16 protein-coding genes and 1 pseudogene are annotated in these 25,698 nt (G+C 69.9%); 14 read left to right on the forward strand and 3 right to left on the reverse strand.

The features are described from left to right. Positions 1 to 173 precede the first annotated feature (173 nt). Both B1L07_01450 and B1L07_01455 read left to right on the forward strand, forming a co-directional pair. A complete protein-coding gene (locus B1L07_01450) occupies positions 174 to 1,049 on the forward strand; it encodes an RNA polymerase factor sigma-32 (protein AUZ54016.1) in 876 nt (291 codons plus the stop codon). Between the two features lie 179 nt (positions 1,050 to 1,228). Next, positions 1,229 to 1,708 carry an aldehyde-activating protein gene (locus B1L07_01455; GenBank protein ID AUZ54017.1) on the forward strand — a complete coding sequence of 160 codons (480 nt, stop codon included), beginning with the start codon at positions 1,229 to 1,231 and terminating at the stop codon, positions 1,706 to 1,708. On the opposite strand, the gene B1L07_01460 is transcribed toward B1L07_01455, so the two are convergent. Continuing rightward, entirely contained in the window at positions 1,644 to 2,921 is a 1,278-nt protein-coding gene (locus tag B1L07_01460; protein AUZ56394.1) for an FAD-dependent oxidoreductase, read from the reverse strand. The genes B1L07_01455 and B1L07_01460 overlap by 65 nt on opposite strands. Positions 2,922 to 3,075: 154 nt before the next feature. On the opposite strand from B1L07_01460, the gene B1L07_01465 reads away from it, so the two are divergent. Continuing rightward, positions 3,076 to 3,852, forward strand: a complete 777-nt coding sequence (locus B1L07_01465; protein AUZ54018.1) for a hypothetical protein — start codon at positions 3,076 to 3,078, stop codon at positions 3,850 to 3,852. Positions 3,853 to 3,931: 79 nt separating this feature from the next. After that, positions 3,932 to 4,552: a glutathione S-transferase gene (locus tag B1L07_01470; GenBank protein AUZ54019.1), complete on the forward strand. Its 621-nt coding sequence runs from the start codon at positions 3,932 to 3,934 to the stop codon at positions 4,550 to 4,552. Between the two features lie 193 nt (positions 4,553 to 4,745). Here B1L07_01470 and B1L07_01475 read toward each other — a convergent pair whose 3' ends face one another. After that, complete coding sequence (locus B1L07_01475) at positions 4,746 to 7,880, reverse strand: TonB-dependent receptor (protein ID AUZ54020.1); 3,135 nt, start codon at positions 7,878 to 7,880, stop codon at positions 4,746 to 4,748. A 742-nt stretch (positions 7,881 to 8,622) separates the two neighbouring features. Between B1L07_01475 and B1L07_01480 the strand changes: the two genes are divergently transcribed. From B1L07_01480 to B1L07_01515, 8 genes and pseudogenes are all read left to right on the forward strand, one after another. Then, a complete protein-coding gene (locus B1L07_01480) occupies positions 8,623 to 11,073 on the forward strand; it encodes an alpha-mannosidase (protein AUZ54021.1) in 2,451 nt (816 codons plus the stop codon). A 127-nt stretch (positions 11,074 to 11,200) separates the two neighbouring features. Beyond that, positions 11,201 to 12,262 carry a transcriptional regulator gene (locus tag B1L07_01485; GenBank protein ID AUZ54022.1) on the forward strand — a complete coding sequence of 354 codons (1,062 nt, stop codon included), beginning with the start codon at positions 11,201 to 11,203 and terminating at the stop codon, positions 12,260 to 12,262. Positions 12,263 to 12,293: 31 nt separating this feature from the next. Then, positions 12,294 to 13,601: an L-fucose:H+ symporter permease gene (locus tag B1L07_01490; GenBank protein AUZ54023.1), complete on the forward strand. Its 1,308-nt coding sequence runs from the start codon at positions 12,294 to 12,296 to the stop codon at positions 13,599 to 13,601. Positions 13,602 to 13,607: 6 nt separating this feature from the next. After that, the gene (locus B1L07_01495; GenBank protein AUZ54024.1) at positions 13,608 to 14,603 is read left to right on the forward strand and encodes a carbohydrate kinase; all 996 of its coding nucleotides are present in this window, start codon (positions 13,608 to 13,610) and stop codon (positions 14,601 to 14,603) included. Further along, positions 14,600 to 15,877, forward strand: a complete 1,278-nt coding sequence (locus tag B1L07_01500; GenBank protein ID AUZ54025.1) for an N-acylglucosamine 2-epimerase — start codon at positions 14,600 to 14,602, stop codon at positions 15,875 to 15,877. Before B1L07_01495 ends, B1L07_01500 begins: the two co-directional genes overlap by 4 nt. Positions 15,878 to 15,947: 70 nt before the next feature. After that, entirely contained in the window at positions 15,948 to 18,632 is a 2,685-nt protein-coding gene (locus B1L07_01505; GenBank protein ID AUZ54026.1) for a beta-mannosidase, read from the forward strand. Further along, positions 18,629 to 20,061, forward strand: a pseudogene (locus tag B1L07_01510) (glycoside hydrolase family 47). The gene B1L07_01505 and the pseudogene B1L07_01510 overlap by 4 nt, the downstream one beginning before the upstream one ends. A gap of 142 nt (positions 20,062 to 20,203) precedes the next feature. Beyond that, on the forward strand, positions 20,204 to 21,313 hold the full coding sequence (locus B1L07_01515; protein AUZ54027.1) for a serine hydrolase: 1,110 nt from the start codon (positions 20,204 to 20,206) through the stop codon (positions 21,311 to 21,313). Between the two features lie 39 nt (positions 21,314 to 21,352). Here the strand turns inward: B1L07_01515 and B1L07_01520 are convergent, their stop codons facing one another. Next, positions 21,353 to 23,548: a primosomal protein N' gene (locus tag B1L07_01520; GenBank protein ID AUZ54028.1), complete on the reverse strand. Its 2,196-nt coding sequence runs from the start codon at positions 23,546 to 23,548 to the stop codon at positions 21,353 to 21,355. A gap of 490 nt (positions 23,549 to 24,038) precedes the next feature. Between B1L07_01520 and B1L07_01525 the strand changes: the two genes are divergently transcribed. Both B1L07_01525 and B1L07_01530 read left to right on the forward strand, forming a co-directional pair. Next, positions 24,039 to 25,052: a hypothetical protein gene (locus tag B1L07_01525; GenBank protein ID AUZ56395.1), complete on the forward strand. Its 1,014-nt coding sequence runs from the start codon at positions 24,039 to 24,041 to the stop codon at positions 25,050 to 25,052. Then, complete coding sequence (locus B1L07_01530; GenBank protein AUZ54029.1) at positions 25,039 to 25,602, forward strand: hypothetical protein; 564 nt, start codon at positions 25,039 to 25,041, stop codon at positions 25,600 to 25,602. The genes B1L07_01525 and B1L07_01530 overlap by 14 nt, the downstream gene beginning before the upstream one ends. The last annotated feature ends 96 nt before the right edge of the window (positions 25,603 to 25,698 follow it).

Consider the following 25,698-nt stretch of genomic DNA (forward strand, 5'->3'; position numbering starts at 1 on the left):
CCCTGCGCTGTCATGTGGCGGTGACCCGCTTCCTGCTACGCTGGGCTGATTCCCGGTTGATCCATACCGGGAGGTTCTGAGGTGCTTCGGCGGCTGTTTTTCGACAAAAATAGAACGCTGGAACTTTTTCTGTACCGGGCAGTCCAATAGTTCGACTGCTAAGATGAGGTCCTATGAGCCAGAACACCTCCACTGCCCTTGTGGCAAACAATCTTCCGATTCCCAGTGCGCTGGGTTCGCTGGATGCCTACATCGGTGCCGTGCACCAGATCCCGGTGCTCTCGGTCGATGAGGAACAGGAACTGGCGCGCCGCTTCCGCGACGAGCAGGACCTGGACGCCGCGCGCGAGCTGGTGCATTCGCACCTGCGCTTCGTCGTGCACGTGGCCCGCGGCTACAACGGCTACGGCCTGCAGCTGGGCGACCTGATCCAGGAAGGCAACATCGGCCTGATGAAGGCGGTCAAGCGCTTCGACCCGGACATGGGCGTGCGCCTGGTGTCCTTCGCGGTGCACTGGATCCGTGCCGAGATGCACGAGTTCATCCTCAAGAACTGGCGCATCGTCAAGGTCGCCACGACCAAGGCGCAGCGCAAGCTGTTCTTCAACCTGCGCAAGTCCAAGACCCGCCTGGGCTGGATGAACGCGGCCGAGGTCAGCGCGGTGGCCCGGGACCTGAACGTCTCCGAGCGCGAAGTGATGGAGATGGAGTCGCGCCTGTCCGGTCGCGACGTCGGCTTCGATGCGCCGTCCGACGAGGACGACGACCACGCACCGCCGTCGCCGGCGGCGTACCTGGTCGCGCGCGACGAGGACCCGTCGCAGGCCTACGAGCGCGAGGACAGCGAGGAAAACCAGCTGCAGCTGCTGCGCGAGGGCCTGGCCAACCTGGACCAGCGTTCGCGCGACATCATCGCCCGCCGCTGGCTCGATGCCGACAGCAAGGTGACGCTGCAGGAACTGGCCGACGAGTACGGCGTGTCGGCCGAGCGCATCCGCCAGATCGAGGCCAACGCGCTGAAGAAGATGAAGGCGCTGTTCACCGCCTGATCGCCACGCCGCCAGGCGGGCATGCGAAAGGCCCGGGGAAACCCGGGCTTTTTCGTTGCCGCTGGCCGCTACCGGCGCGGGCATGCCGGCACCGTCTTGCCAAACCGCGACCGCCGACGGCCTGCGTGGCGTCGGCGCGGTGTAGATTGCGCGGACGCAATCCACGAACGGAGACGACGATGAAGGGAACCTGCCTGTGCGGCGCGGTCGAAGTGGTGGCCAACGATGCGGCGCAGATCGGCCTGTGCCACTGCAGCATGTGCCGGCGCTGGACCGGCGGGCCGTTCTTCGCCGTGCATTGTGACGACACGGTGCAGTTCAGCGGCGCCGCGCTGACGACCTTCCGCTCCTCGGAGTGGGCCGAGCGCGCGTTCTGCGGCACCTGCGGCAGCACCCTCTACTACCGGTTGGTGCCCGACGGTGCGTACTACGTCTCGGCCGGCCTGTTCCAGGAGCAGGCCTTCGAACTGGCCAGCCAGATCTTCATCGACGAGAAGCCGCCGTTCTATGCGCTGGCCAACCAGACGCCGACGCTGACCGGCCAGCAGGTGTTCGAGCAGTTCGCCGGCGGCAACGGGGGTAGTCCCGCTGCGCTCAGTCCGCCGGCGGCCGCGTGGTTGGATCGGTACCGGCGCCGGTATCGGCGTCGCCGAAGATGATGCGCGCGCCGCGCTGGTAGCTCCAGTACGCCACCGCCCAGTTGAGCAACACCACCAGCCGGTTGCGGAAGCCGATCAGGAAGAACACGTGCGCGGCCAGCCAGAACCACCAGGCGAGCAGTCCGGAGAGCTTGAGCCGGCCCATGTGCACGATCGCGGCCATGCGCCCGATGGTGGCCAGGTTGCCCTGGTCGCGGTAGCGGAACGGGGGCGGTGCCCCACGCTGCTGCAGCCGCGCGTGGATGGCGGCGGCCACGTACTTGCCCATCTGCTTGGCGGCCGGCGCCACGCCCGGTACCGGCCGACCATCGACCTGGGCCAGCGCGGCCAGGTCGCCGGCGACGAAGATCTCCGGGTGGCCGGGCACGGTGAGATCGGGTTGCACCAGTACCCGGCCGGCGCGGTCCAGCGGCGTGTCCAGCGTCCGCGCCAGCGGCGAGGCGGCGACACCCGCGGCCCAGACCACGGTACGGGCGGGGATGAAGTCCTGGCCCAGGCGGAAGCCCCGTGCGTCGATCGCGGTCACCGGCGTACCGGTATGCACGTCGACCCCGAGCCGTTCCAGTTGCCGGCGCGCCTTCAACGACAGCACTTCCGGGAAGCTGGACAGCACCCGCGGCCCGGCCTCGACCAGGCGCACTTTCGCCGACGCCGGATCGATATGGCGGAATTCGTTGCGCAGGGTGTGGCGCGCGATCTCGGCCAAGGTGCCGGCCAGCTCGACGCCGGTGGGGCCGCCGCCGACGATGGCGAAACTCAGCCATGCCGCCTTCTTTGCCGGATCCGGCTCGGCCTCGGCCTTCTCGAAGGCCAGCAGCAGCCGCCGCCGCAGCGCCAGCGCGTCGTCCAGCGTCTTCAACCCGGGCGCGTCGGGCGCCCATTGGTCGTTGCCGAAATAGGCGTGGGTGGCGCCACTGGCCACCAGCAGCAGGTCGTAGTCGAGTGTGCCGCCGTCGCGCAGCCGCACCAGGCGGTGCTGCTTGTCGATCGCCTCCACTTCGCCCAGCCGTACTTCGACGTTGCGCTGGCGGCCGAGGATGTGCCGCAGTGGCGCGGCGATGTCCGGGGCCGACAGGCCGGCGGTCGCCACCTGGTACAGCAGCGGCTGGAACAGGTGATGGTTGCGGCGGTCGACCAGGGTGATGCGCAGTTTCGCGGTGGCCAGGGCGCGTGTGGCCCAGAGGCCGGCGAAGCCGCCGCCGATGATCAGCAGCCGGGGAGGGCGGTCGTGGGCATGCGTTACTCCGGTGGGGGCCGGGCGCGGCCGGCTGGAGAGCGTGACAACCGGCTTCCATCTTCGCACGAGGTGCGCGCGCGCATGTCGATGGTCGATACTGGGGCCAATCGACCGCCATGGAGACAACGCCGTGTCCGATCCGGAGAAGCGCATCGCCCTGCTGATCGACGCCGACAACGCGCCCGCGGCGAAGATCGACGAAGTACTGTCCGAGGTGGCGCGCTTCGGCGTGGCCAACGTGCGCCGCGCCTATGGCAACTGGAAGAGCCCGCGGCTGAAGGGCTGGGAGTCGGTGCTGCACGAGTACGCGATCCGGCCGATCCAGCAGTTCGCCTATTCCAAGGGCAAGAACGCCTCGGACATGGCGATGGTGATCGATGCGATGGACCTGCTCTACGCGCGCAACCTGGATGGCTTCGCCATCGTCTCCAGCGATGCCGATTTCACCCCGCTGGTGATGCGGCTGCTGACCGACGGGGTCAAGGTATATGGCTTCGGCGAGAAGAAGACGCCCGATCCGTTCGTCAACGCCTGCTCGCAGTTCACCTACCTCGAGGCGCTGGGGCAGCCGCACCCCAGTACCCCGGAAGTGGGCCCGGACGCGGCCGAGGAGGCGCGCCCGCGCAAGAGCGGCGCGGAGCTGCGCGGCGACACGCGGCTGGTGAAGATGCTGCGCCGCGCGGTGACCGCGGCCGAGGGCGAGGATGGCTGGGCGCACCTGGGGCCGGTGGGCAGCCAGATCGGCAACCAGGCCTCGTTCGATCCGCGCAACTACGGGTACGGCAAGCTCTCCGACCTGCTCGCGGCGATCGGCCTGTTCGAGCTGAAGAAGGACGGCAAGTCGTCCTACGTGCGCGCGCTGCCGCGCAAGGCCGCGCCCAAGGCCGGCAAGCCGGGCGCGGGCTGATGGCGCACCGCTGCGGACGCCATCATGACGTGGGCTGGCGTATCGTGCGCGCCTGGCATCGGCCATGACGGGAACCGCAATGCTGAAGATCTGGGGACGCCACAATTCCAGCAATGTGCGCAAGGTGCTGTGGTGCGCCGAGGAGATCGGCCTGCCGTATGAATCGATCGAGGTCGGCGGCGCCTTCGGCGGCACGCAGACGCCGGAGTACCGGCAGATGAATCCCAACGGGCTGGTACCGGTGATCGAGGACCATGGCCTGCCGGTGTGGGAATCCAACGCCATCGTCCGCTACCTGTCGGCGCGCTACGCGCTGGGTACGCTGTACCCCGAGGATCCGGCGCGGCGCGCGCAGAGCGAGAAGTGGATGGACTGGACCATCTCCAGCTTCGCCGTGGCTTTCCGCGATCTGTTCTGGGGCGTGGTGCGCACCGCACCGGCCAACCGCGACGCGGCGCGCATCGACGCCGCGCTGGTGCGTTGTGGGGAGCTGCTGGCGCTGGCCGACGCCGAGCTGTCGCGGCAACCGTGGCTGTCCGGGGAGACGTTTGCGATGGGCGACATCCCGCTCGGCGCGTTCGCGTATGCCTGGTTCGAGATGCCGGTGCAGCGCCCGGAGCTGCCGCACCTGGCCGGCTGGTACGCGCGCCTGCAGCAGCGTCCGGCCTATCGCAAGGGCGTGATGACGCCGCTGACCTGAGAACTGCCGGAATACCGCAGACGCGCGGCAGGCCCCGCATCCACGCAGGGAGTCCGCCGGTGCGGGCATTGCCCCGCACGGGGCGTTTCCGGTGAAACCCATGCGGGGCGAGCCCCGCATCTACAAGCGCTGCAAACAGCGACAGCCGCCTGTACCAGCGCGGCTGTCGTCGTCGGTGCCCGGAAGGCAGGGATCAGAACTTCCAGGTCAGGCCGAGATACAGCTGGCGACCACTGTAGCCATTGGAGTAGAAGCGGGCCTTGGTGTCATTGCCCAGGTGCGCGCGCTGCTCGGACTTGGTGGCGTTCAGTACGGAGGCGGTCAGGGTCAGATCCTCGCGGATGTTGAAAGCCGTGTTGAGGTCCAACTGATCGTACGGCTCGGTATAGATATTGAAGCCGTTGCTCAGGTCGCCAACCACCTCGCCGCGACGGTTGTACGAGGCGCGTGCCAGGAAGCGGGCATTCTCGTAGAACACGGTGAAGTTGGCCTGGTTCCTGGCGCTGCCGACCAGCGGCGAGGCGCCGATGCTTTCGCCGTTGATCTCGACCGAGGCCATGTTGGTGTCGTTATAGGTGTAGTTGGCCTGGAAACCCAGGCCGAAGTCGAAGGTGTACTGGCCATACAGCTCCACACCCTGCGACACCGCGTCACGACCATTGGCATCGGTCTTGTAGTTCTGCACTGTGACCATCTGCCCGCCGACATTCATCTGCATGTCGCGTTCGACGCCGATGGTGAAGTTCTTCACGTCCTTGCGGAACAGACCGATGCCGGCCACCGCGCCGGGCTTGAAGTACCACTCCAGGCTCAGGTCGTACTGGGTGGCCTCGAACGGATCCAGGCCCTTGTTGCTGCCTGAACCGTACCAGCCGGGGTTGACCGCGCCGCCGGCAACGACACGGTCGTTGCTGTATTCCTGGCTGTAGAAGCTCAGGCCACCCGGATAGGCGATGCTGGTGTAACGCGGGCGGGCGATGACCTTGGATGCCGCACCACGCAGCACCAGGCTGTCAGTGATGTCCCAGGCGATGTTGAAGCTTGGCAGGATGTCGGTATAGGTCTTGTCCAGCGCCGCAAGCTCGTAGGTCTTTTCGCGGGCCATGGCGTCGGGCAGGCGCACGAAGCCGCTTTCGCAGCCATAGCCGGTGTTCGAGCCCAGCAGCGCCGCGGCGGCGGGATCCGTACAGGCCATGGGATTGCCGGCGGCGTTGTCGGCGAAGTAGTCGATGAAGCGCTCGACCGAATCGCTCGATTCCGCATGCTGCCTGGTGCGTGCCACGCGCACGCCGATGTTGCCGCGCAGGCGCTCGGTGCGGAAGTTGGCCTGGAAGTAGCCGGAGTAGACCTTCTCGCCGACGTTGTAGACGAAATCGTCCTCACGGCGGTTCTGTGCCGGGCCGTAGGTGCTGTTGAGGTAATCGATGTAGGCCGGGTAGTTGATGCCCGGGAACAGGTTGGCGTTGAAGCCACCGGCGATGTTGCCCAGCGGTTGCGACAGGAAGAAGCCCGGCTGCGCGATGCCCGCGGTGGAATCACAGCCTGCCTGGTAGCGCTTGCTGTAATCGCCTGGGTCGGCGCCCTGGCACACCCAGTAGGTATTGCCGGTGTTGCGGTGCACGTCGGTGTCGTTGTACTTGGCGCCGAACTGGATCGAGTCCAGCACGCCGGCTTCGAACAGCTTGGTGAAATCGGCCTGGAAGTGGTTCTGCTCGATGCTGGTCTGCATCCACGACGAGTCGGTCGAGCCCGTGTCGATCTCGGCGACACCGGCCATCAGCTTCTGCTGCAGATCGGGCGAGAAGGTCGCGGTCGGCGTTCCGGTGAGATCCCACGCGCTGTACAGATTGCCGGCTTCCCAACTGTTGCCGACTTTGCGGCGGGGCTTGGCTGACATGCGGAAGCTCATCGACGGGCCGCCCTCGGACCAGGTGCGGCCGCCGGCGAAGCTGGCCTTCCACAGCGGGCTGATATCCCAGTCCACGCTCAGGTCGGCAGTCTGCGACAAGGCCTTCTCGCGGCTGTAGGTGCCGGTCAGCTGCGGAGTGGGGATGGTGCAGTCATCCGGACCCCAGCCACCGCCTGGCAGGCCCGCGGCGGCGGCCTCGCCCTCGCTGCAGATGTAGGTCTTGCCGGCGAGCTTTTCGTACTCGGCGCCAGTGACGATGGTGCCGCTCGGGTCCATGGTGAAGCCGTTGAGCAGGCGGCCGCCTTCCCAGTTGCCGTCACCGGCCACGCGCGCCAGGTTCCATTCCGGAATCTTGAGCATGTTCTGGGTGTAGTTGCCCTGCAGCTCGAAGCGGAAGTAGTTCGCGGTCATGGTGACGTTGTCGACCGGCTTGAACTGCAAGGTCAGCTGGCCACCGGTGCGTTCGCGCTTCTCGTCCTTCACCGCGAAGTTGACCGAGGTCGGCATCGAGAAACCGGAGTAGTGGTGGCCGTTCTGGTCATAGATGCCGGAGCGGCCCCAGAACTGCGACACACCCTTCATCGGGTTGCCATGCGCGTCGACAGGCGGGTTGCGGGTGGTGCCTGCCTCGTTCCAGACATAGTCATGGCTGATGTTGCCGTTGGCATCGAGGCGATCGCTGTACCACTGCCAGTCCTCGGTGGTGACATCCATGCTGCGGTTGGTGCGGTTCTGCCTGGTGGCACCGACCAGCAACCCGAAGCGCTCGTCCTTGCTGTGCCAGGAGTACAGCGCCGAGGCCTGCGGGTCGACACCGCTGCTGGTGTCCGAAGAGGTGCCCTCGATGCTGGCGAAGCCGGTGTTGGATTCCATGTCCAGCGGGCGACGGGTACGCAGGATCACCGTGCCGCCGATGCCGCCTTCGTCCAGGCGTGCCTCCGGCGTCTTGTACAGCTCGGCGGCCGACAGCATGTTGGATGGCAGAAGGGTGTAGTTGAACGAGCGCGAGGCTTCGTTGTTGGTTTCCGAGCTGGCGACGTAGTTGCCGTTCAGTTGCGTCAGGGTCAGGTCGGCGGCCAGTCCGCGCACGCTGACGTTCTTACCCTCGCCGCCGCTGCGGGTGATGATCACGCCCGGCACGCGCTGCAGCGCGTCGGCCACGTTCTTGTCGGGGAACTTGCCGACGTCCTCGGCGGTGATGACTTCGACCACCGCGTTGGCGTCGCGCTTCTGCTGCAGGCTCTTCTCGATGGCATAGCGGTAACCGGTGACGGTGACCGCATCCAGCGTGGTGGCATCCGGGGCCGGCGTGGCTGCCTGCTGGGCAATGGCGCTCACCGGCAGCGCCGCGGCGGCCAATGCGATGGCGATGGCACCGGACAGCGAACTGCGGGCGTGCATGCGTGATGTCTGTTTCATTCCACTCTCTCCCTCTCCTGGATTTGGATCCGCTTCTGGTACGAAAGGACTTGAATCGATCTAATTTCTGAAGCCACGCATCCCCGGCGCGCCGGGGGCGTTTCGTGCATGGATCGAGTGACGGACCCGGTCCGTTTTCCCTTGTCGCAGGCAATTGCCAGTCGATCTCTATTTGGATCGATCTAAACAAATGACGCGGGTTTTTTAGCACAGCGCCCTCCCCGCTGCATGTTGCTGCGCAATAAGACGCGGCGGGTCCGCGGGCTGGCGGCCCCCTGCCACGGGGGCGCCTGCCCGCATCTGGCGCCGCCGGCCGTGAACGGGCTAGGGGGAGACGTTCAGGGCGCGCCCGACGTCGCCGCCGGGGCCGGGCAGGTGACCTGCGGGGGCGGCGATGGTGCGCCGCAGAATGCGGTCCGGCAAAGGGCCGTGGTTTACTTGAATCGATCTAAATTCAACGCAGGTCCCGTTTGGACCGATGGAAGATCCCGCGAATGCCGGCTGTGGGCTGTTTCCGCAGCGCTGCACCCGCGGGTCGCAGGGGAGAACGCCATGACCGGATCGAATCACCCGTTGGCCCTGGCCGCGCCGTCACTCCCGGCAGGGCGGGCCGCGCGTCGCCCTGCCGCTTTCTGATCCCGGCTCCTCTCCCCATCCCGCTCGGGATGGCCGGGTATCACCGGTCCGGCTTCGGCCGGACCCCCTTTTCCACCCACCGACATCGACCCTGAGGAACCACCGCATGCGCCGATCGCCGTCCACCGCCCCCCGCAAGGGTTCCGCCGCCGGGCTCGCCTGCCTGCTGGCCCTGGCCTGGGTTCCGTCGCTGGCGGCCGCGCCGCCCGCGCTGGAGCGCGAGGTCAACACCTTCATCGGCAGCAAGGACGACGGCAACACCTTCCCCGGTGCGTCGGCACCGTTCGGCCTGATCCAGGTCAGCCCGATCGGCAGCCATTACGCCGGCTGGCGCTACGACGACGAGAAGATCCGCGGATTCGGCCATTCCTTCCTGTCCGGTGCCGGCTGCTGGGAGCAGGGCGGGCAGGTATCGGTGCTGCCGGTCACCGGCAGCATCGGCCCCGGCGGCGATTTCGACACCACCGACGCCAAGGCCTTCGACCACAAGCGCTACGCATCGGCCTACAGCCATGCCGGCGAAGTGGGGCAGGCCGGCTACTACCGGGTGCGCCTGACCGACTACGGCGGCATCGACGTGGAAGCCACCGCGCGCACCCGCGCCGCGAGCGAGCGCTATACCTTCGCCACCGGCGCCGAGGGCCATGTGCTGGTCAACGTGGGCCAGGCCAACGAGCGCCATTCGGTGATCGGCAGCGTCATCGACGTGGTCGGCGACCGCGCCGTGGAAGGCAAGCTGGTGACCCGCAGTTTCTGCGGTGGCCACCAGTACACCACCTGGTTCCGTATCGAGTTCGACCGCCCGTTCAAGGCGCACGGCACCTGGGGCGAACAGGGCGGCCTGCCCGGCGCACGCCACAGCATGGAGGGCGAGCTCAAGCCCAATGGTGCGTGGCTGAGCTTCGATCTGGCCGACGGCCGTGTCGTCACCGCGACCAGCGCGATCTCGCACGTCGATGCCGACGGTGCGCGCACCAACCTGCGTGCCGATGGCATGCAGGACGGCCGCCTGCTCGGCTTCGAGCGCATGCGCGCGCTGTCGCAGCAGGGCTGGCGCGAACAGCTGGATGCGGTGCGCGTGCAGGGCGGCAGCCGCGATGACCGCACGGTGCTCTACACCGCGCTGTACCACGCGCTGCTGCAGCCGATGACCGGCAGCGACGCCGATGGCCGCTACCGCGGTTACGACGACGCGATCCACCGCGCCGATGGCTGGACCTACTACGAGTACTTCTCGCTGTGGGATACCTACCGCGCGCAGAACCAGTGGCTGGCGCTGACCCGGCCCGACGTGGCCCGCGACATCGGCCGCACCCTGCTGGCGATCGACGCCCAGGGCGGCTGGCTGCCGCGTTGGGGTTACGCCAGCTTCGAGACCAACGTCATGACCGGCGACCCGGTCACGCCGTTCCTGGTGGACCTGTGGCGCTTCGGCGCGCTGGCGGGCCGCGAAGCCGAGGCCTGGGCGGCGCTGCGCCGCAATGCCTTCGGCATGCCGCCGCTGAACTCACGCGCGGCCGGCCGCTCCGGCAACGCCCGCTACCTGCGCGACGGCTTCGTCGCCTATGACCGCGCGTTCCCGTCCAAGGGCATGGACGTGGACCCGCACCACGGCGGTTCGGCCACGCTGGAGTACGCGCTGGCCGACTGCGCGTTGTCGCAGATGGCCGATGGCCTGGGCCATGCCGACGACGCGGCGGCGCTGCGCGAGCGCGGCCGCAACTGGCACAAGGTATGGGACCCGCAGGTGCGCGATGCGGAGACCGGCTTCAGCGGCTTCCCGCGCCCGCGCGACGAGAACGGCGCGTGGTACACGCCGGCCGATGGCCACTACAGCCCGCGCTCGCAGCATGGCTTCCATGAGGGCACCGCCTGGCAGTACCAGTGGCTGGTGCAGCAGGACGTGCCGGGGCTGGTGGCGGCGATGCACGGCCGCGAACAGGCCGGGCGCCGCCTGGATGCGTTCTTCGCCTACGACGCGCTGGTGCAGGCGCCGCTGACCGCCGCACGCAAGGAATGGGTGGTCGGCCCGTACAGCTACTACAACCAGTACCGCTACAACCCGAACAACGAACCGGACCTGCATGCGCCGTGGATGTACACGCTGATCGGCCAGCCGTGGAAGACCGCCACCGTGGTGCGCGCCGCGCAGCAGCTGTTCACCAACGCGCCCAACGGCGTCACCGGCAACGACGACCTGGGCACGATGTCGGCGTGGTACCTGTTCAGTGCGCTGGGCCTGTACCCGGCGGTGCCGGGCAGCGGCCAGTTCCTGCTGCACGCGCCGCGCTTTTCCAGCGCCGAGATCGCGCTGGGCAACGGCCACACCCTGCGCCTGCAGGCACCGGGCGCCGACGGCCGCAGCCTGCAGTACATCCAGGCCGTGCAGGTGGATGGCAGGCCGCAGCATGCGGTGTGGCTGGACTGGGCGCGGCTGCGCGCGGGCGGCACGATCCGCTACACGCTGGCCGCGCAGGCGCCGGAGCAGGGCTGGGGCACGGACGTGGCGGACCTGCCGGTGTCCTGGTGCGCCACCCCGGGCAGCGCCATGCGATGAGCCGGCGCCCTGCGGACGAGGCGGCGACGACCCGGGCGATGTGCCGGGCCACGGGGACTGATCCCGGTTCCCACTTCGTCATTGGCCGCTTTTAAGCTGTGACGTTCATGCCCACCTGCGAGCGACGATGAGCAACGACACCTCCACCGCCGGAAAATCCACGCGCCGGACCGGCAAGCGCGCGGTCACCGTGACCGACATCGCCCAGGCCGTGGGCGTGTCGCGCGCGACCGTGTCGCTGGTGCTGCGTGGCAGCCCGCTGGTCAACGTCGATACCCGCGCCCGGGTCGAGGCCGAACTGCGCCGCCAACGCTACGTGTACAACCGCACCGCGGCCAACCTGCGGCGGCGCACCTCGTCGTCGATCGCGCTGGTGATCAACGACCTGTCCAACCCGTTCTTCGCCGAGTTCGCATCCGGCGTGGACGAGGCCCTGGGCGGCAAGGGCTACGTGACCCTGCTCGGCAGCACGGGCGAGTCGCCGGAGCGGCAGCAGGCGGTGCTGAGCACGCTGATGGAGCACACCCCGACCGGCTTCATCCTGTCGCCGGCCGAAGGCAGCGACGCGGCGCAGCTGCGGCAGGTGCTCGGCAGCCACGCCAACGTGCTGTTGTTCAACCGCGAACTGCCCGGCGCCGACTGGGATTTCCTGACCATGGACAACCAGCAGGGCGCCTACCTGGCCACCCGCCACCTGATCGAGCGCGGGCATCGCGACATCGCCTTCTTCGGCGGGCACGCCGCGTCCAGCTCCTGCCACCAGCGCCGCGCCGGCTACCAGCAGGCATTGGCCGAGGCCGGCCTGCAGGCACGCCCGCAATGGATGATCGAGTCGGCGCCCAACCGCCTGGAAGCGGCCGCGCGCACCGGCGAGCTGTTCGCCGACGGCCAGCGCCCCAGTGCCGCGGTCTGCTACAACGACACCGTCGCACTGGGCCTGATGCTGGGCCTGACCTCGCGCGGCATCCGCCCCGGCGGTGATTTCGCCGTCACCGGCTTCGACGACATTTCCGAGGCCGCGGTGGCGGTGCCGCCGCTGACCACGCTGACCGCCGACCCGCGCGAGCGTGGGCGCCAGGCCGCCGCGCTGCTGCTGCAGCGGCTGGACGACCCGGATGCGCCGCCGATGCGCACGGTCGCGCCGGTGCAGCTGCGCATCCGCGAAAGCAGTGCCGCGCGCCCCATCTGATTCCTTCCGACCCCGCACCCCGAGGCGCGCCATGCCGATACCGTCCACGCCCCTGTCAACGCCCACGACGTCCACCCCGGTGGTCACGCCCCGGGTCGCGCTGGCGGTAGCCACCACGCTGTTCTTCATGTGGGGCTTCCTGACCAGCCTCAATGACGTGCTGATCCCGCACCTGAAGGCGGTGTTCGAGCTGAACTACACGCGGGCGATGCTGGTGCAGTTCACGTTCTTCGGCGCGTACTTCCTGATGTCGCTGCCCGCTGGCCGGCTGGTCGCGCACCTGGGCTACAAGAAAGGCATCATCGCCGGCCTGCTGATCGCCGCCATCGGCGCGCTCGGCTTCTGGCCGTCGGCGGCGCTGCGCACCTACGAAGCGTTCCTGGCCTCGCTGTTCGTGCTGGCCACCGGCATCACCGTGCTGCAGGTGGCGGCCAACCCGTACGTGGCGCTGCTGGGGCCGGAACAGACCGCCTCCAGCCGGCTGACCCTGGCGCAGGCGTTGAATTCGCTGGGTACCACCCTGGCGCCCTTGTTCGGCGGCCTGCTGATCCTGAGCACGACGGTCAAGAGCAGCGAGCAGATCGACGCGCTGCCGGCGGCCGAGCAGATCGCCTACCGCGCCGCCGAAGCGCAGTCGGTGCAGGGGCCCTACGTCGGCCTGGCCATCGCGCTGGCGCTGCTGGCGGTGTTCGTCTGCCTGTTCCGCCTGCCCAGCCTGACCGAGGCCACCGAGAAGGCCGACAGCGGCCACCACACCCTGCTCGATGCGCTGCGGCACCCGCACGTGCTGTTCGGGGTGCTGGCGATCTTCTTCTATGTCGGCGCCGAAGTGTCCATCGGCAGCCTGATGGTGAACTATCTGGCGTTGCCGGAGATCGGCGGCATGAGCGAGCAGCGCGCCACCCACTACGTGTCCGCGTACTGGGGCTGCGCCATGGTCGGGCGGTTCGCCGGTTCGTGGTTGCTGGTGCAGTACCCGCCGCGGCGCCTGCTGGCCGTGTTCGCCCTGGCCAACGTGGTGCTGCTGGGCGTGATCCTGGCCGCCAGCGGCGAGGTCGCGGTGTACGGCATCGTCGCCACCGGGCTGTTCAACTCGATCATGTTCCCGACCATCTTCTCGCTGGCCATCGAGCGCCTGGGGCCGCTGACCAACAAGGCCTCGAGCCTGCTGATCATGGCCATCGTCGGCGGCGCGGTGATTCCCCTGCTGCAGGGCGTGCTGGCCGACCGCATCGGCCTGCACCTGAGTTTCGTGCTGCCGGTGGCGTGTTACCTCTACATCATTTTCTACGGCCTGGTCGGTTCGCGACCGCGGGCCGCCAGCGGCCAGGGAGGCTGAGGCCAGATGGGCAAGATTGTTTGTTTCGGTGAAATTTTGATCGATCTACTGGCGCAGCCGCCGGCCACGCCGGAGACCCCGCGCGCGTTCCTGCAGTATGCCGGCGGGGCGCCGGCCAACGTCGCGGTGGCGGCGGCGCGGCTGGGCGCACGCAGTTATTTCGCCGGCATGCTCGGCCGCGACATGTTCGGCGACTTCCTTGCCGAGAGCCTGGCCGAGGCCGGCGTGCTCACCGACTGCATCGTACGCACCGATGCGGCCAAGACCGCGCTGGCGTTCGTCGCGCTGGACGCGGACGGCGAACGCAGCTTCAGCTTCTACCGGCCGCCGGCCGCGGACCTGCTGTTCCGTGCCGGGCATTTCCACCCGGCCTGCTTCGACGGCACCGGCTGCTTCCACGTCTGTTCCAACAGCCTGACCGAGCCGGATATCGCCGCGGCCACCTTCACCGGCATGGACCGCGCGCGCGCCGCCGGCGCGGTGGTCAGCCTCGACCTCAACCTGCGTCCGGCGCTGTGGCCCGCCGCGGTCGACCCGACGCCGTGGCTGTGGCAGGCGCTGGAGCGCGCCGACCTGGTCAAGCTTTCGCGCGAGGAACTGGACTACCTGGCGGCCCCGTTCGGCGAGGACGGCGAGGCGCGGGTACTGCGGCGCCTGCTCGGCGCGCAGGCGCGCTGGGTGATCGTCACCGATGGCGCCGCGCCACTGCGCTGGTTGACCCGCGAGGCCCAGGGCCAGGTGCCCAGCTTTCGCGTGCCCGTCGTGGACACCACCGCGGCCGGCGACGCCTTCGTCGGCGGCGTGCTGTACGGCCTGGCCGAACGCGGCGGTACCGGCGCCGCATTCGACGCGTTCTGCCACGACCACGATGCCATCACCGCCACCCTGCGTTTCGCCGCGGCGGTGGGCGCGCTGGCGGTCACCCGCAAGGGCGCCTTCGCCGCCATGCCCGAACTCGAAGAAGTGCAGCAGCTGCTGCAGCAACAGGACGCCATCGCATGAACACTCCCGCTCCCGATTTCCGTTCCCCGGCCTTCCTGCGCGCGCACATCGCCGACACCATGGCGTTCTACCACCCGCGCTGCATCGACCCGGCCGGCGGCTTCTTCCACTACTTCAAGGACGATGGCAGCGTTTACGACGCCCGCCACCGCCACCTGGTCAGCAGCACCCGCTTCGTCTTCAACTACGCCATGGCCTACCGCGAGTTCGGCAACCCCGAGTACCTGGCCGCGGTGAAGCACGGCGTGGATTACCTGCGCAACGTGCACCGCAATCCGGCCACCGGCGGCTACGCCTGGACCCTGCGCGACGGCACGGTCGAGGACGACATGAACCACTGCTACGGCGTGGCCTTCGTGCTGCTGGCCTACAGCTGCGCGCTCAAGGCCGGCATCGAGCAGGGCCGGCAGTGGATGGACGAAACCTGGCAGCTGCTGGAAACGCACTTCTGGGAGCCGCGGCACGGCCTGTACCGCGACGAGGCCGACGCGCACTGGAACTTCACCGGCTACCGCGGCCAGAACGCCAACATGCACATGTGCGAGGCGATGCTGGCCGCCTTCGAGGCCAGCGGCGAGCGCCGCTACCTGGAGCGCGCGCTGCAGCTGGCCGACAACATGACCCGCCGCCAGGCGGCCAAGGCCGGCGGGCTGGTGTGGGAGCACTACGACGCCGACTGGAACGTCGACTGGCACTACAACCTCGACAACCCGAAGCACCTGTTCCGCCCCTGGGGCTTCCAGCCCGGCCACCAGACCGAGTGGGCCAAGCTGCTGATGATCCTGGACCGCCACGTCGAGGCCGACTGGCTGCTGCCGACCGCGCGCCACCTGTTCGACAGCGCCGTCACCCGTTCGTGGGACGCCACGCGTGGCGGCCTGTACTACGGCTTCGCACCGGCCGGGCTGCAGCAGGCGCTGAACGAAGCGCAAGCATCGGCGCGTCCGGCCGTGGATGCCGGGGCTGCTGCGGAGGGACCGGCGGATATCTGTGATGACGACAAGTACTTCTGGGTGCAGGCCGAATCGCTGGCCGCCGCCGCGCTGCTCGCCCGGCGCACCGGTGACGACGCGTACTGGCAGTGGTACGGGAAGCTGTGGGCGTATTCGTGGGAGCACTTCGTCGACCACACCCATGGCGCCTGGTTCCGCATCCTCGACGCCGACAACCGCAAGTACGACGACGAGAAGAGCCCGGCCGGCAAGACCGATTACCACACCATGGGCGCCTGCCACGAAGTGTTGAATGTGGTGCGCGAGGGCATGCCGGGCTGAGGCCCGGCGACATCCGCGACGGCGACGACGGGAGGCAGGCATGCGCCAGGCGACATTCGGTTTTGGATCGATGCAAGTCCAGTTGGCAAGGATCTGGCGCGTGCTGCTGCCGTGCCTGCTGTGTGCCTTCGCCGGCATCGCCGCGGCCGCGCCGCTGCAGGCGCAGTGGAGCTTCCGCCTGTTGCCGGGCGATGCGCAGCTGCCGGCGCACCCCGGGCTCGATACCTGGCGCCCGGCGCAGGTGCCGGGCAGCGTGCATGACGACCTGCAGACGGCCGGCGTGATCGGCGATCCCTACGTGGGCGCGGCCGAGGCCGGGCTGCAGTGGATCGGCCTGGCCGACTGGGAATACCGCGCGCGTTTCGACGTCGACGCGGCCACGCTGGCGCGCCGCCATGCCGAACTGCGCTTCGACGGCCTGGACACCTTCGCCGAGGTCAGCCTCAACGGCCAGCCGCTGCTGAAGGCCGACAACGCGCACCGCACCTGGCGCGCGCGCGTCGACGGGCGCCTGCGCGCGCAGGACAACGAGCTGCGCGTCGTGTTCCGCTCGCCGATCCGCACCCTGCTGCCGCGGGTGCAGGCGATGCCGCACAAGATCGCCGGCAACTATCCCTCGCCCTATGGCGACGAGCCCAAGGACGCCATGGTCGGCAACTTCGCGCGCAAGCCGGCCTACCACTTCGGCTGGGACTGGGGCCCGCGCTACGTCACCGCCGGCGTATGGCGGCCAGTGCACCTGGACAGCTGGGACCAGCACCGCATCACCGACCTGGCCGTGCGCACCGACGCGCTGGATGACCAGCGCGCGCGCCTGGGTGTGCTGCTGCAGGTGGAGCGGGGCGCCACGACCGGCAAGGCCAGCGTCGCAGTGGATGTGCTCGACCCCGACGGGCGCCGCGTCGCCAGCCTCGAACGCGAAGTCACCCTGCATCCCGGCCAGAACACGGTGCAACTGCCGCTGGAGATCGCGCAGCCGCGGCGCTGGTGGCCGGTGGGCTATGGCGCACAGGACCGCTACACCGTGCAGGCGCGCATCGATGGCGGTGGCGATCCGGCGCGCGAAGCGCTGCGGCGCACCGGCCTGCGCACGGTGGAACTGCGCCGCGAGGCGGACGCCGATGGCGGCCAGGGCTTCGCCTTCGTCATCAACGGTGTGCCGGTGTTCGCCAAGGGCGCCAACGTCATTCCGTTCGAATCGTTCCCGGCGCGGGTCACCCGCGAGCGTCTGCGCCGCGACCTGCAGGCCGCGCGCGACGCCAACATGAACATGCTGCGCAACTGGGGTGGCGGCTACTACGAGAGCGACGACTTCTTCGACATCACCGACGAACTGGGGCTGCTGGTGTGGCAGGACTTCATGTTCGGTGGCGGCATGCAGCCCGGCTACGACCCGGGGTTCCGCACCAACGTGGTGGCCGAGGCGCGCGACAACATCCGCCGCCTGCGCCACCACCCGAGCATCGTGCTGTGGTGCGGCAACAACGAAGAGGAAACCGCGTGGAAGGACTGGGGGCACGGCAAGGCGCTGGCCGCCGCCGACCCCGGGTTCGCGGCCAAGGTGTGGCAGGGCTACGTGGACCTGTTCGGCAACGACCTGCGCCAGGTGGTGGCCGAGGAGGCGCTGGGCGTGCCCTACTGGTCCAGCTCCCCGGGCAACGACCTGGACGCCAAGGCCAACGACTCCCGGCGCGGCGACAAGCACTACTGGGATGTGTGGGGCGGCCCGGCGCTGCCGACGACCGCCTACCTGCGCGAGACGCCGCGCTTCATGTCCGAGTACGGCCTGCAGGCGTGGCCGCAGCTGTCCACGGTGGACGCATTTGCCACGCCCGACGAGCAGCGCATCGACGGGCCGGTGATCCTTGCCCACCAGAAGTTCATGGCCGGCCAGGGCAACGAACGCCTGCTGCACTACATCGAGCGCGAGTACGGCACGCCGGCCTCGTTCGCCGATTTCATCTACCTCAGCCAGGTGATGCAGGCCGAGGGCATTGAACTGGCGGCGCTGCACCACCGCGCCTCGCGGCCGTACACGATGGGCTCGCTGTACTGGCAGCTCAACGACGTGTGGCCGGGCGCGTCATGGTCGAGCCTGGATTACTTCGGCCACTGGAAGGCGCTGCATTACCACGCGCGCCGCTTCTTCGCCGAGGTGGCCGTGGCGGCGCTGCGCGACGAGGACGGCGTCACCCGCTTCCGCCTGCTCAACGATGGCCGCCAGCCGCTCACCGCGCAGTGGCGCGTGCGGGTCATGGACGTGGCCGGTGGCGAGTTCGCGCGCCAGCAGGAAACCATCACCCTGGCGCCGATGGCCGCGACCGCGGTGGCCGATCTGGTCGATGCCGACCTGCTCAAGGGCCACGACCCGGCACGCAGCGTGGCGGCGTTCGAGCTGCTGCGCGACGGCGAGGTGGTCGCGCGGCGGCTGGTGCATTTCGTGCCGGCCAGGGAACAGGCGCTGGCCGCCGGCCAGCTGCGCGCCGAGCTGGTTGCCGACGGCGGCGACTATCGCCTGCGACTGCACGCCGATGGCCTGGTGCGCGCGGTGTGGGTCGATTTCGGCGACACCGGCGCCCGCGTGGACGACAACGCCTTCGACCTGCTGCCGGGCGAAACCCGCGAGCTGCGCGTGGACGCCGACGCCCGTCTCGACGCACTGCGCGCCGCGCTGCGCGTGCGCACCCTGGGCGACACCCTGCACGCCGCTTCCACTTCCCCGCACGACCCCGCTTCCACCCCGAGGACCCGATGATGAACCGAGCCCTGCGCAACGCCCCCCTGGCCGCCGCCCTGCTGCTGGCGCTGTCCGCCTGCAGCCCGTCGCCGCCCGCCGCCGCGCCGGCCGATGCGGCGACCACCGCCACCCCGGCCGCCACCGCCGACGTGCCGGCGGTCGACGCCGCCGAGGCCGCACGCATGGCCGAGCAGGTGCGCGAGGCCACCCGCCATGCCTGGCAGGGCTACATGCAGTACGCCAGGGGCCACGACGACCTGAAGCCGATCAGCGCGCAGCCGCGCGACTGGTACCCGGCGCCGCTGCTGATGTCGCCGGTCGACGCGCTGGACACGCTGCTGCTGCTGGGCCTGGACAAGGAGGCCAACGAGGCGCGCGAACTGATCGTCGGCCAGCTGTCGTTCGACCAGGACATCGAAGTGCAGAACTTCGAGGTCACCATCCGCCTGCTCGGTGGCCTGCTGTCGGCCTACCAGATGACCAACGACGCGCGCCTGCTCAAGCTCGCCGACGACCTCGGCACGCGGCTGTCGCCGGTGTTCGACAGCCCCACCGGCCTGCCGTACACCCACGTCAACCTGCGCACCGGCAAGACCCGCGGCACGATCAGCAACCCGGCCGAAACCGGCACCCTGCTGCTGGAGTTCGGCACCCTGGCCAGGCTCACCGGCAAGCAGGCGTACTACGACAAGGCCAAGCGCGCGCTGGTGGAAACCTACAAGCGCCGCTCGAAGATCGGCCTGGTCGGGCTGAACATCAATGTCGAGACCGGTGAGTGGACCAACAAGGACGCCTCGATCGCCGGCGGCATCGACTCCTACTACGAGTACCTGCTCAAGTGCTGGAAGCTGTTCGGCGATGAGGACTGCAAGCGCATGTGGGAGGACAGCATCGGCCCGCTCAACCGGTACCTGGCCGACGAGGTGCGCGACGGCGAGCTGTGGTACGGCCACGCCGACATGGACAGCGGCGCGCGTACGTCCACCACCTATGGCGCGCTGGATGCGTTCATGCCGGGGCTGCTGGCGCTGGGGGCGACCTGGAACGCGCCAGGCGCCTGCAGGAGTCCAACCTGAAGATGTGGCGGCTGCATGGCATCGAGCCGGAATCGCTGGACTACGCGGCGATGCAGGTGCGCTCGCCGGGTTACGCGCTGCGTCCGGAAATCGTCGAGTCGGCCTACTACCTGCACCATTACACCGGCGACGCGCGCTACCGCGGCATGGGCAAGGAGTTCTTCGAGGACTTCGTGAAATACACCCGCACCGAACACGGCTTCTCGGCGCTGAAGGATGTGCGCAGCAAGGAGAAGGACGACTCGATGGAGAGCTTCCTGTTCGCCGAGACCTTCAAGTACTACTACCTGCTGTTCGCCCCCGCCGAGACCCTGGACTTCGACGGCGTGGTGTTCAACACCGAAGCGCATCCGCTGCGCCGCACCTGGTGAGCGCACGCCGGCCCCCTCTCCCCGCGGGGAGAGGGCGGCTGCGGTTGCGTCGCTTTAAACCTTTCTGCACCTGTCCGCCATCCAACCTCCAATCGCGCACCTGTCGGTGCGCATTGGCCATCCCCGACCCTGGAGACATTGGATGTCGACCACGCTCTGCCGGCTGTTGCTGCTGGCGCTACTTGCCCTGCTGGCCGGCGCGCCGGCCACCGCCGCTTCCCTGGCCGATGCCAATGCCGCCGCCCGCGACTTCGTCCGCGCGACCATGAAGGCGCGGGGCATCCCGGGCCTGCAGGTCGCGGTGGTCCGCGATGGTCGCGTGGTGTTCTCCGAAAGCCACGGCCTGGCCAATGTTGAGAACCGCGTGCCGGTCGAACCCACGACCCTGTTCCCGATCAACTCCGCGACCAAGGCCTTCACCGGCGTGGCGGTGATGCAGCTGGAGCAGGCCGGGCGCGTCGACCTGGAGGCGCCGATCTCGACCTACCTGGCGGACCTGCCGCCGGCGTGGCGTGGGATCCGCGTGCGCCAGCTGCTCGCGCATACCTCCGGGTTGCCGGACATCGTCGACGCGCAGGGGCTGGTCGGCACCGGCGCGGAGCCGGACGCGTGGCAGGCGGTGGCGGCGATGCCGCTGCAGGCCGCGCCGGGCGAGCGCTTCGCCTACAACCAGACCAACTACGGGCTGCTGGCGCGGATCGTCGAAGCGCAGGGCGCGATGCCGTACGCGGCGTTCGTCGCTGAACACCAGTTCGCGCCGCTGCGGATGCGCCGTTCGCGCTTCGGCGACAGCTACGACCTGGTCGCCGGTGCGGCCACCGTGTACAGCTTCCTGCCGCGCCGGAGCGATGCGCCGGGCATGCCCGCGCGGCTGTCGCACTGGTTCTACGACGTGCCGCACGGGCTGTGGGCGGGCGGCGGGATCCAGACCACCGCCAACGAACTGGCGCAGTGGCTGGTGGGGCTGATGCAGGGGCGGCTGCTCGATGCGGGTGTGCGCGAGCGCATGTGGGCGCCGGAGCGGTTGAACAATGGCGGCCTGGGCGACTGGGCCGCCGGCTGGCCGGTGGCCGGCGCCGCCCCGCATCGCGAAGTGACCAGCATGGGCGGCGCCCGCGCGGCCTTCCGCATCTATCCCGACGAGGGCCTGGCGGTGGTCGTGCTGACCAACCTGGTCGGTGCCGACCCGCAGGATTTCATCGCCGGGATCGCCGGGTTCTATCGCACGGTGCCGGCCGCCGCGGCGCGCTGACCCGGTATCGCATGCCCGGCGCGCGGCCGGGCGCCGCCGTCAATACAGGTCCATCGGGTCCACGTCCAGCGACCAGCGCACGCGCCGTGCCTGCGGCAGCGGGTAGACCTGCGGCATCAGCGTGTCGAGCAGGCCGTGCAGCGCACGCCGCTGCGTGGCCGACAGCAGCAGCTGGGTACGCTGGAAACCGGCGCGGCGCGGCATCGGCGCCGGCATCGGGCCGTAGCATTCGACCGGGCTGGCGTCGGGAACGGCCTGTTTCACCGTGGCCAGGAACGCATTGGCATGCTCCACCTGCCTGGCCTCGGCGCGGATCAGCGCCAGATGCGCGAACGGCGGGAAGCCGGCGGCTTCGCGCTGCGCCAGTTCGGCATCGGCGAAGGCGTGGTAGCCGCCGTTGACCAGCGTGTGCAGCAACGCGTTGTCCGGGTGGTGGGTCTGCAGCCAGACCTCGCCGGGGCGGTCGGCGCGGCCGGCGCGGCCGGCGACCTGGATCAACTGCTGGGCCAGCTTCTCGCTGGCGCGGAAGTCGGCCGAGAACAGGCCTTCGTCGATCCCCACCACCACCACCAGGGTCAGCCGCGGCAGGTCGTGGCCCTTGGCCAGGATCTGGGTGCCGACCAGGATGCCGGGTTGCGCGCCGAGGGTGGCCAGGGTCTGTTCCAGCGCGTCGCGGCGGGCGGTGGTGCCGCGGTCGATGCGCAGCACCGGGAAATCCGGGAACAGCTGCAGCAGCCGCTCCTCCAGCCGCTCGGTGCCGATGCCCTGCGGCTGCAGCGCCAGGCTGGCGCAGTCCGGGCAGGCCAGCGGCACCGGCGCGCGCGCGCCGCAATGGTGGCACTGCAGGCGGCGCCCGGCGCCATGCACGGTCATCGGGGTGGTGTGCAACGGCGTGCTGCAGCGGCTGCACGGCGCGGTCCAGCCGCAGTCGTGGCACAACAGCACCGGCGCGTAACCCCGCCGGTTCTTGAACACCAGTACCTGGTTGCCGGCACGCAGGTGCTGGTCGATGCCGGCCAGCACTTCCGGCGAGAGGCCGTCCTGCAGTGGCCGCTTGCGCACGTCGAACACCCGCACCGCCGGCGGTCGCGCGTCGCCGGCGCGCTGCTGCAGGCGCAGGTGGGTGTAGCGGCCGGCACGCGCGTTGTGCAGCGATTCCAGCGACGGCGTGGCGCTGCCCAGCACCACCGGCACGTCCAGCGCCTTGCCGCGCACCAGGGCGAAGTCGCGGGCGTGGTAGCGGATGCCGTCCTGCTGCTTGTAGCTGCCGTCGTGTTCCTCGTCGACGATCAGCAGCCCGGCCTGCGGCAGCGGCGTGAACACCGCCGAGCGGGTGCCGACGATCACCCGCGCCTGGCCGCGCGCGGCCGCCGCCCACACCCGTGCGCGCTCGTTGTCGTTCAGTCCCGAATGCAGCGCGTGCACGGCGATGCCCAGGCGGCCGCGGAAGCGCGCCAGCATCTGCGGGGTCAGGCCGATCTCCGGTACCAGCACCAGCGCCTGCCGGCCCTGCGCCAGGCAGCGGGCGATGGCCTGCAGGTAGACCTCGGTCTTGCCGCTGCCGGTGACCCCGTCCAGCAGGAAGGGCTGGAAGCCGTCGGCCGCGGTGATCGCCGCGATCGCCGTGTGCTGCTGCGGGTTGGGGTCCAGCCCCGGCAGCGGCTGCGCAACCGCCGGTGCCGCCGCCAGCGCCACGCGCTGCGCGAAGCCGCGCTTGAGCAGGGCGCGCCCGGCCTCGCGCCAGCCGTCCATGCGCGCGGCCAGCGCATCCTCGGCCAGGGGACCGTCGCCGAGCAGCTCGGCCAGGCGTCGCGGCCGGCTGCCCGCGCGCAGCCGCGACAGGCCCTCGCGACCGGCCGCGGTCAGTTCCCAGCCCCAGTCCTGGGTATCGGGCAGCGGTTCGCCGCGCCGCAGGGGCGCCGGCAGCGCGGTGGCGACCACCTCGCCGAGCGGCGCATGTGCATAGCGCGCCAGCCAGCGCAGCGAGGCATACAGTTCACCGCCGAGCAGCGGCGGGCCATCCAGCCATTGCAGCGCCTCGCGCAGGGTCGCCGGGTCCTGCACCGTGCCGATGCCCTCGACCATGCCGACCAGCTCGCGGTTGCCGAACGGCACCTTGATCCGGCGCCCGGCATCGCCGGCGTCCGGCGCCGGACTGCCGGGCGGGGGCAGGTAATCGAAGGTCTGCGGCAACGGAACCGGCAGCGCGATGCGCAGGGTGGGGCAGGTGGGCATGGGCGGCAGTGTAGGGCGGTGGCCGGTGCCCGGCACACCCCCGCGCCCGCTGCCCGCGGGCCGCCCGCGCCTGCGCCTGCGCCGGCGGGCGCGCTACTTGCGTGCGCTTGTGCAGCGCCAGAAGCATAAACACCGCGTAAACGCAGGCCCCGATTGGAGATTTGGGCTTATCCACACAACTTGTGGATAACTCTGTGCATCAGCGTTGTGCTCCACGCGTCCAAGGCGGTGGTTGAAGCCTTTCAGTCAACTTGGTCAAAAAATAGCCACGCCATCAATATATTTAAAATCAACAACTTGGCCGTGAAACAAAAGCGAAATGTGGGCGCGCTGGCGCAATCGCGGGCATCCGGGGCCGGACTATTGACGCTGTGCACAAGTTGCGGCATGGGCCGCCCGCAACGGCGTGAAGAGCGCGTGGAGGCCGCCGCCGGCGGCATCTGCAGGGCGGGATCGGCTGGGTATCATTCCCGCCGATGAAGGAGTCCACCTGATGGCTGCACCCGCCTCCCCCGCACCGGCCGCAGCCAGCGCCCTGTCCGCTTTCCTGAAAGGTGTCGAACGCCGCGCGCTGGTCGTCGCCAGCCTGCAGGGCGGCGACGAGGCCGCCGCCGCCCAGGCCGTGGCGGCCGCCATGCGTGGCTTTGCCGGCCCCGCCGCGGACCTGCCCATGGCCGACTGGCCGGCGCGCTTCTGGGCGTTGCTGTGCGGCAGCCCGCAACTGCGGGCACCGTCCCAGGGCGGGCGCTGGCCGCCCGCGCTGCTGCACCTGCAGCGGCTGGCGCCCGACCCGCGGCTGGCACTCTTGCTGCGTGTGGGTGGTGGCCTGGACGAAGACGCCGCGGCCGCCGTGCTGGGGCTCACGCCCGAGGCATACCGGCGCGCGCTGGCCGCTGCCTGCCCCCTGGATGCGCAGGGCCATCCGGATGCGCTGGCCTGGCGCGGGCTGGCCGAGCAGGTGCAGGCACGGGTCCGCGAGCTGCCGGCCGGGCAGGTACAACAGCTGGAACAACTGCGCGGGATGACGGCGGCCGCCGCCGCGCCGGCGCCGCGGCCGGCACCCGCGCCCCGGGTCGAGGCCGATGGACGCAGGGTGCGCGCGCCGCGCCGTACCCGGGCGCGCTGGAGCCGGCGGACCTGGCTGTTGCTGTGCCTGCCGTTGCTGCTGCTGGCGCTGGTCCTGGCCTGGGGGTGGACCCGCCATGGCCCGGCGTTGCCGGGTGCGGCGGCGCCGGCCGCCGAGGGCGCGGTGGCGGACAACGGTCCGGTGCAGGTGGAAGCGCTGCCGGACGACGGCGCCCCCGCCGGGCCGGCGGCCGCCGACAGCCATGCCGCCGACGATGCCGCGATGCTCGCCGATCCGGAGCTGGCGCTGGCGCGGGACGCCGACTTCCATGCCTGGTACGCCGCCGGCGGCCCGCTGCCGGTGGACGAATCGCAGGCGCAGCCCGGCCGCGCCGAACCTGCCGGCGGTGCACTGGAGACGGTCGATGCCGAGGATTGAGGGGCTGCTAGTGGTAGTGCTGGCGCTGTTGCCGGCCGCGTCGTCGTTGGCGGCGCCGGTGGTGCCTGTCCTGCCGGCGGGCAGTACCACGCCCGCGCCCGATCCGGCGGTGGGCTGGCAGGCACTGGCCCCGGCCCAGCAGCGCGAGCTGCGCGCACGATATGCGGCGTGGCGCGCGCTGCCCGAATCCGAGCGCCAGCGGGTGCGCCGGGCCGCGGCCGAGGTGGCGGCATTGCCCGCGTCCGAGCGCGCGGCCGTGCGCAACCGCTTCCTCGGCCTGGACCGCCTGCACCGCGATGGCTGGCGGCTGGGCCCGCAGCTGGGCGCGCACTACCCGAAGCTGCAGCCGTTGCTGGGCTACCTGCCCGGACACCAGCGCGAACCGATGCTGGCGCTGCTGCGCCAGCTTGACGCCACGCAGCTGGCGCAGCTGGGTGTGCTGGCGCTGCGCACGCCGCCGCAGGAGCGCGATGCGCTGCGCGAGCGCCTGCTGGCGCTGCCGGCGGCGCAGCGCGGCGACTGGCTGCGGCAGCGCACCGAATCGCGCTGAGACGCGCACGCCGGCCAGGGCGAAAGTGTCGCCAAGGTCGCGCCTTTCACCCGGCTTCATCCATAGCCATTACAATGCGTCCCCTCCGCGACCCGG

The organism is Stenotrophomonas acidaminiphila (genome assembly GCA_002951995.1).
GTDB lineage: Bacteria > Pseudomonadota > Gammaproteobacteria > Xanthomonadales > Xanthomonadaceae > Stenotrophomonas > Stenotrophomonas acidaminiphila_A.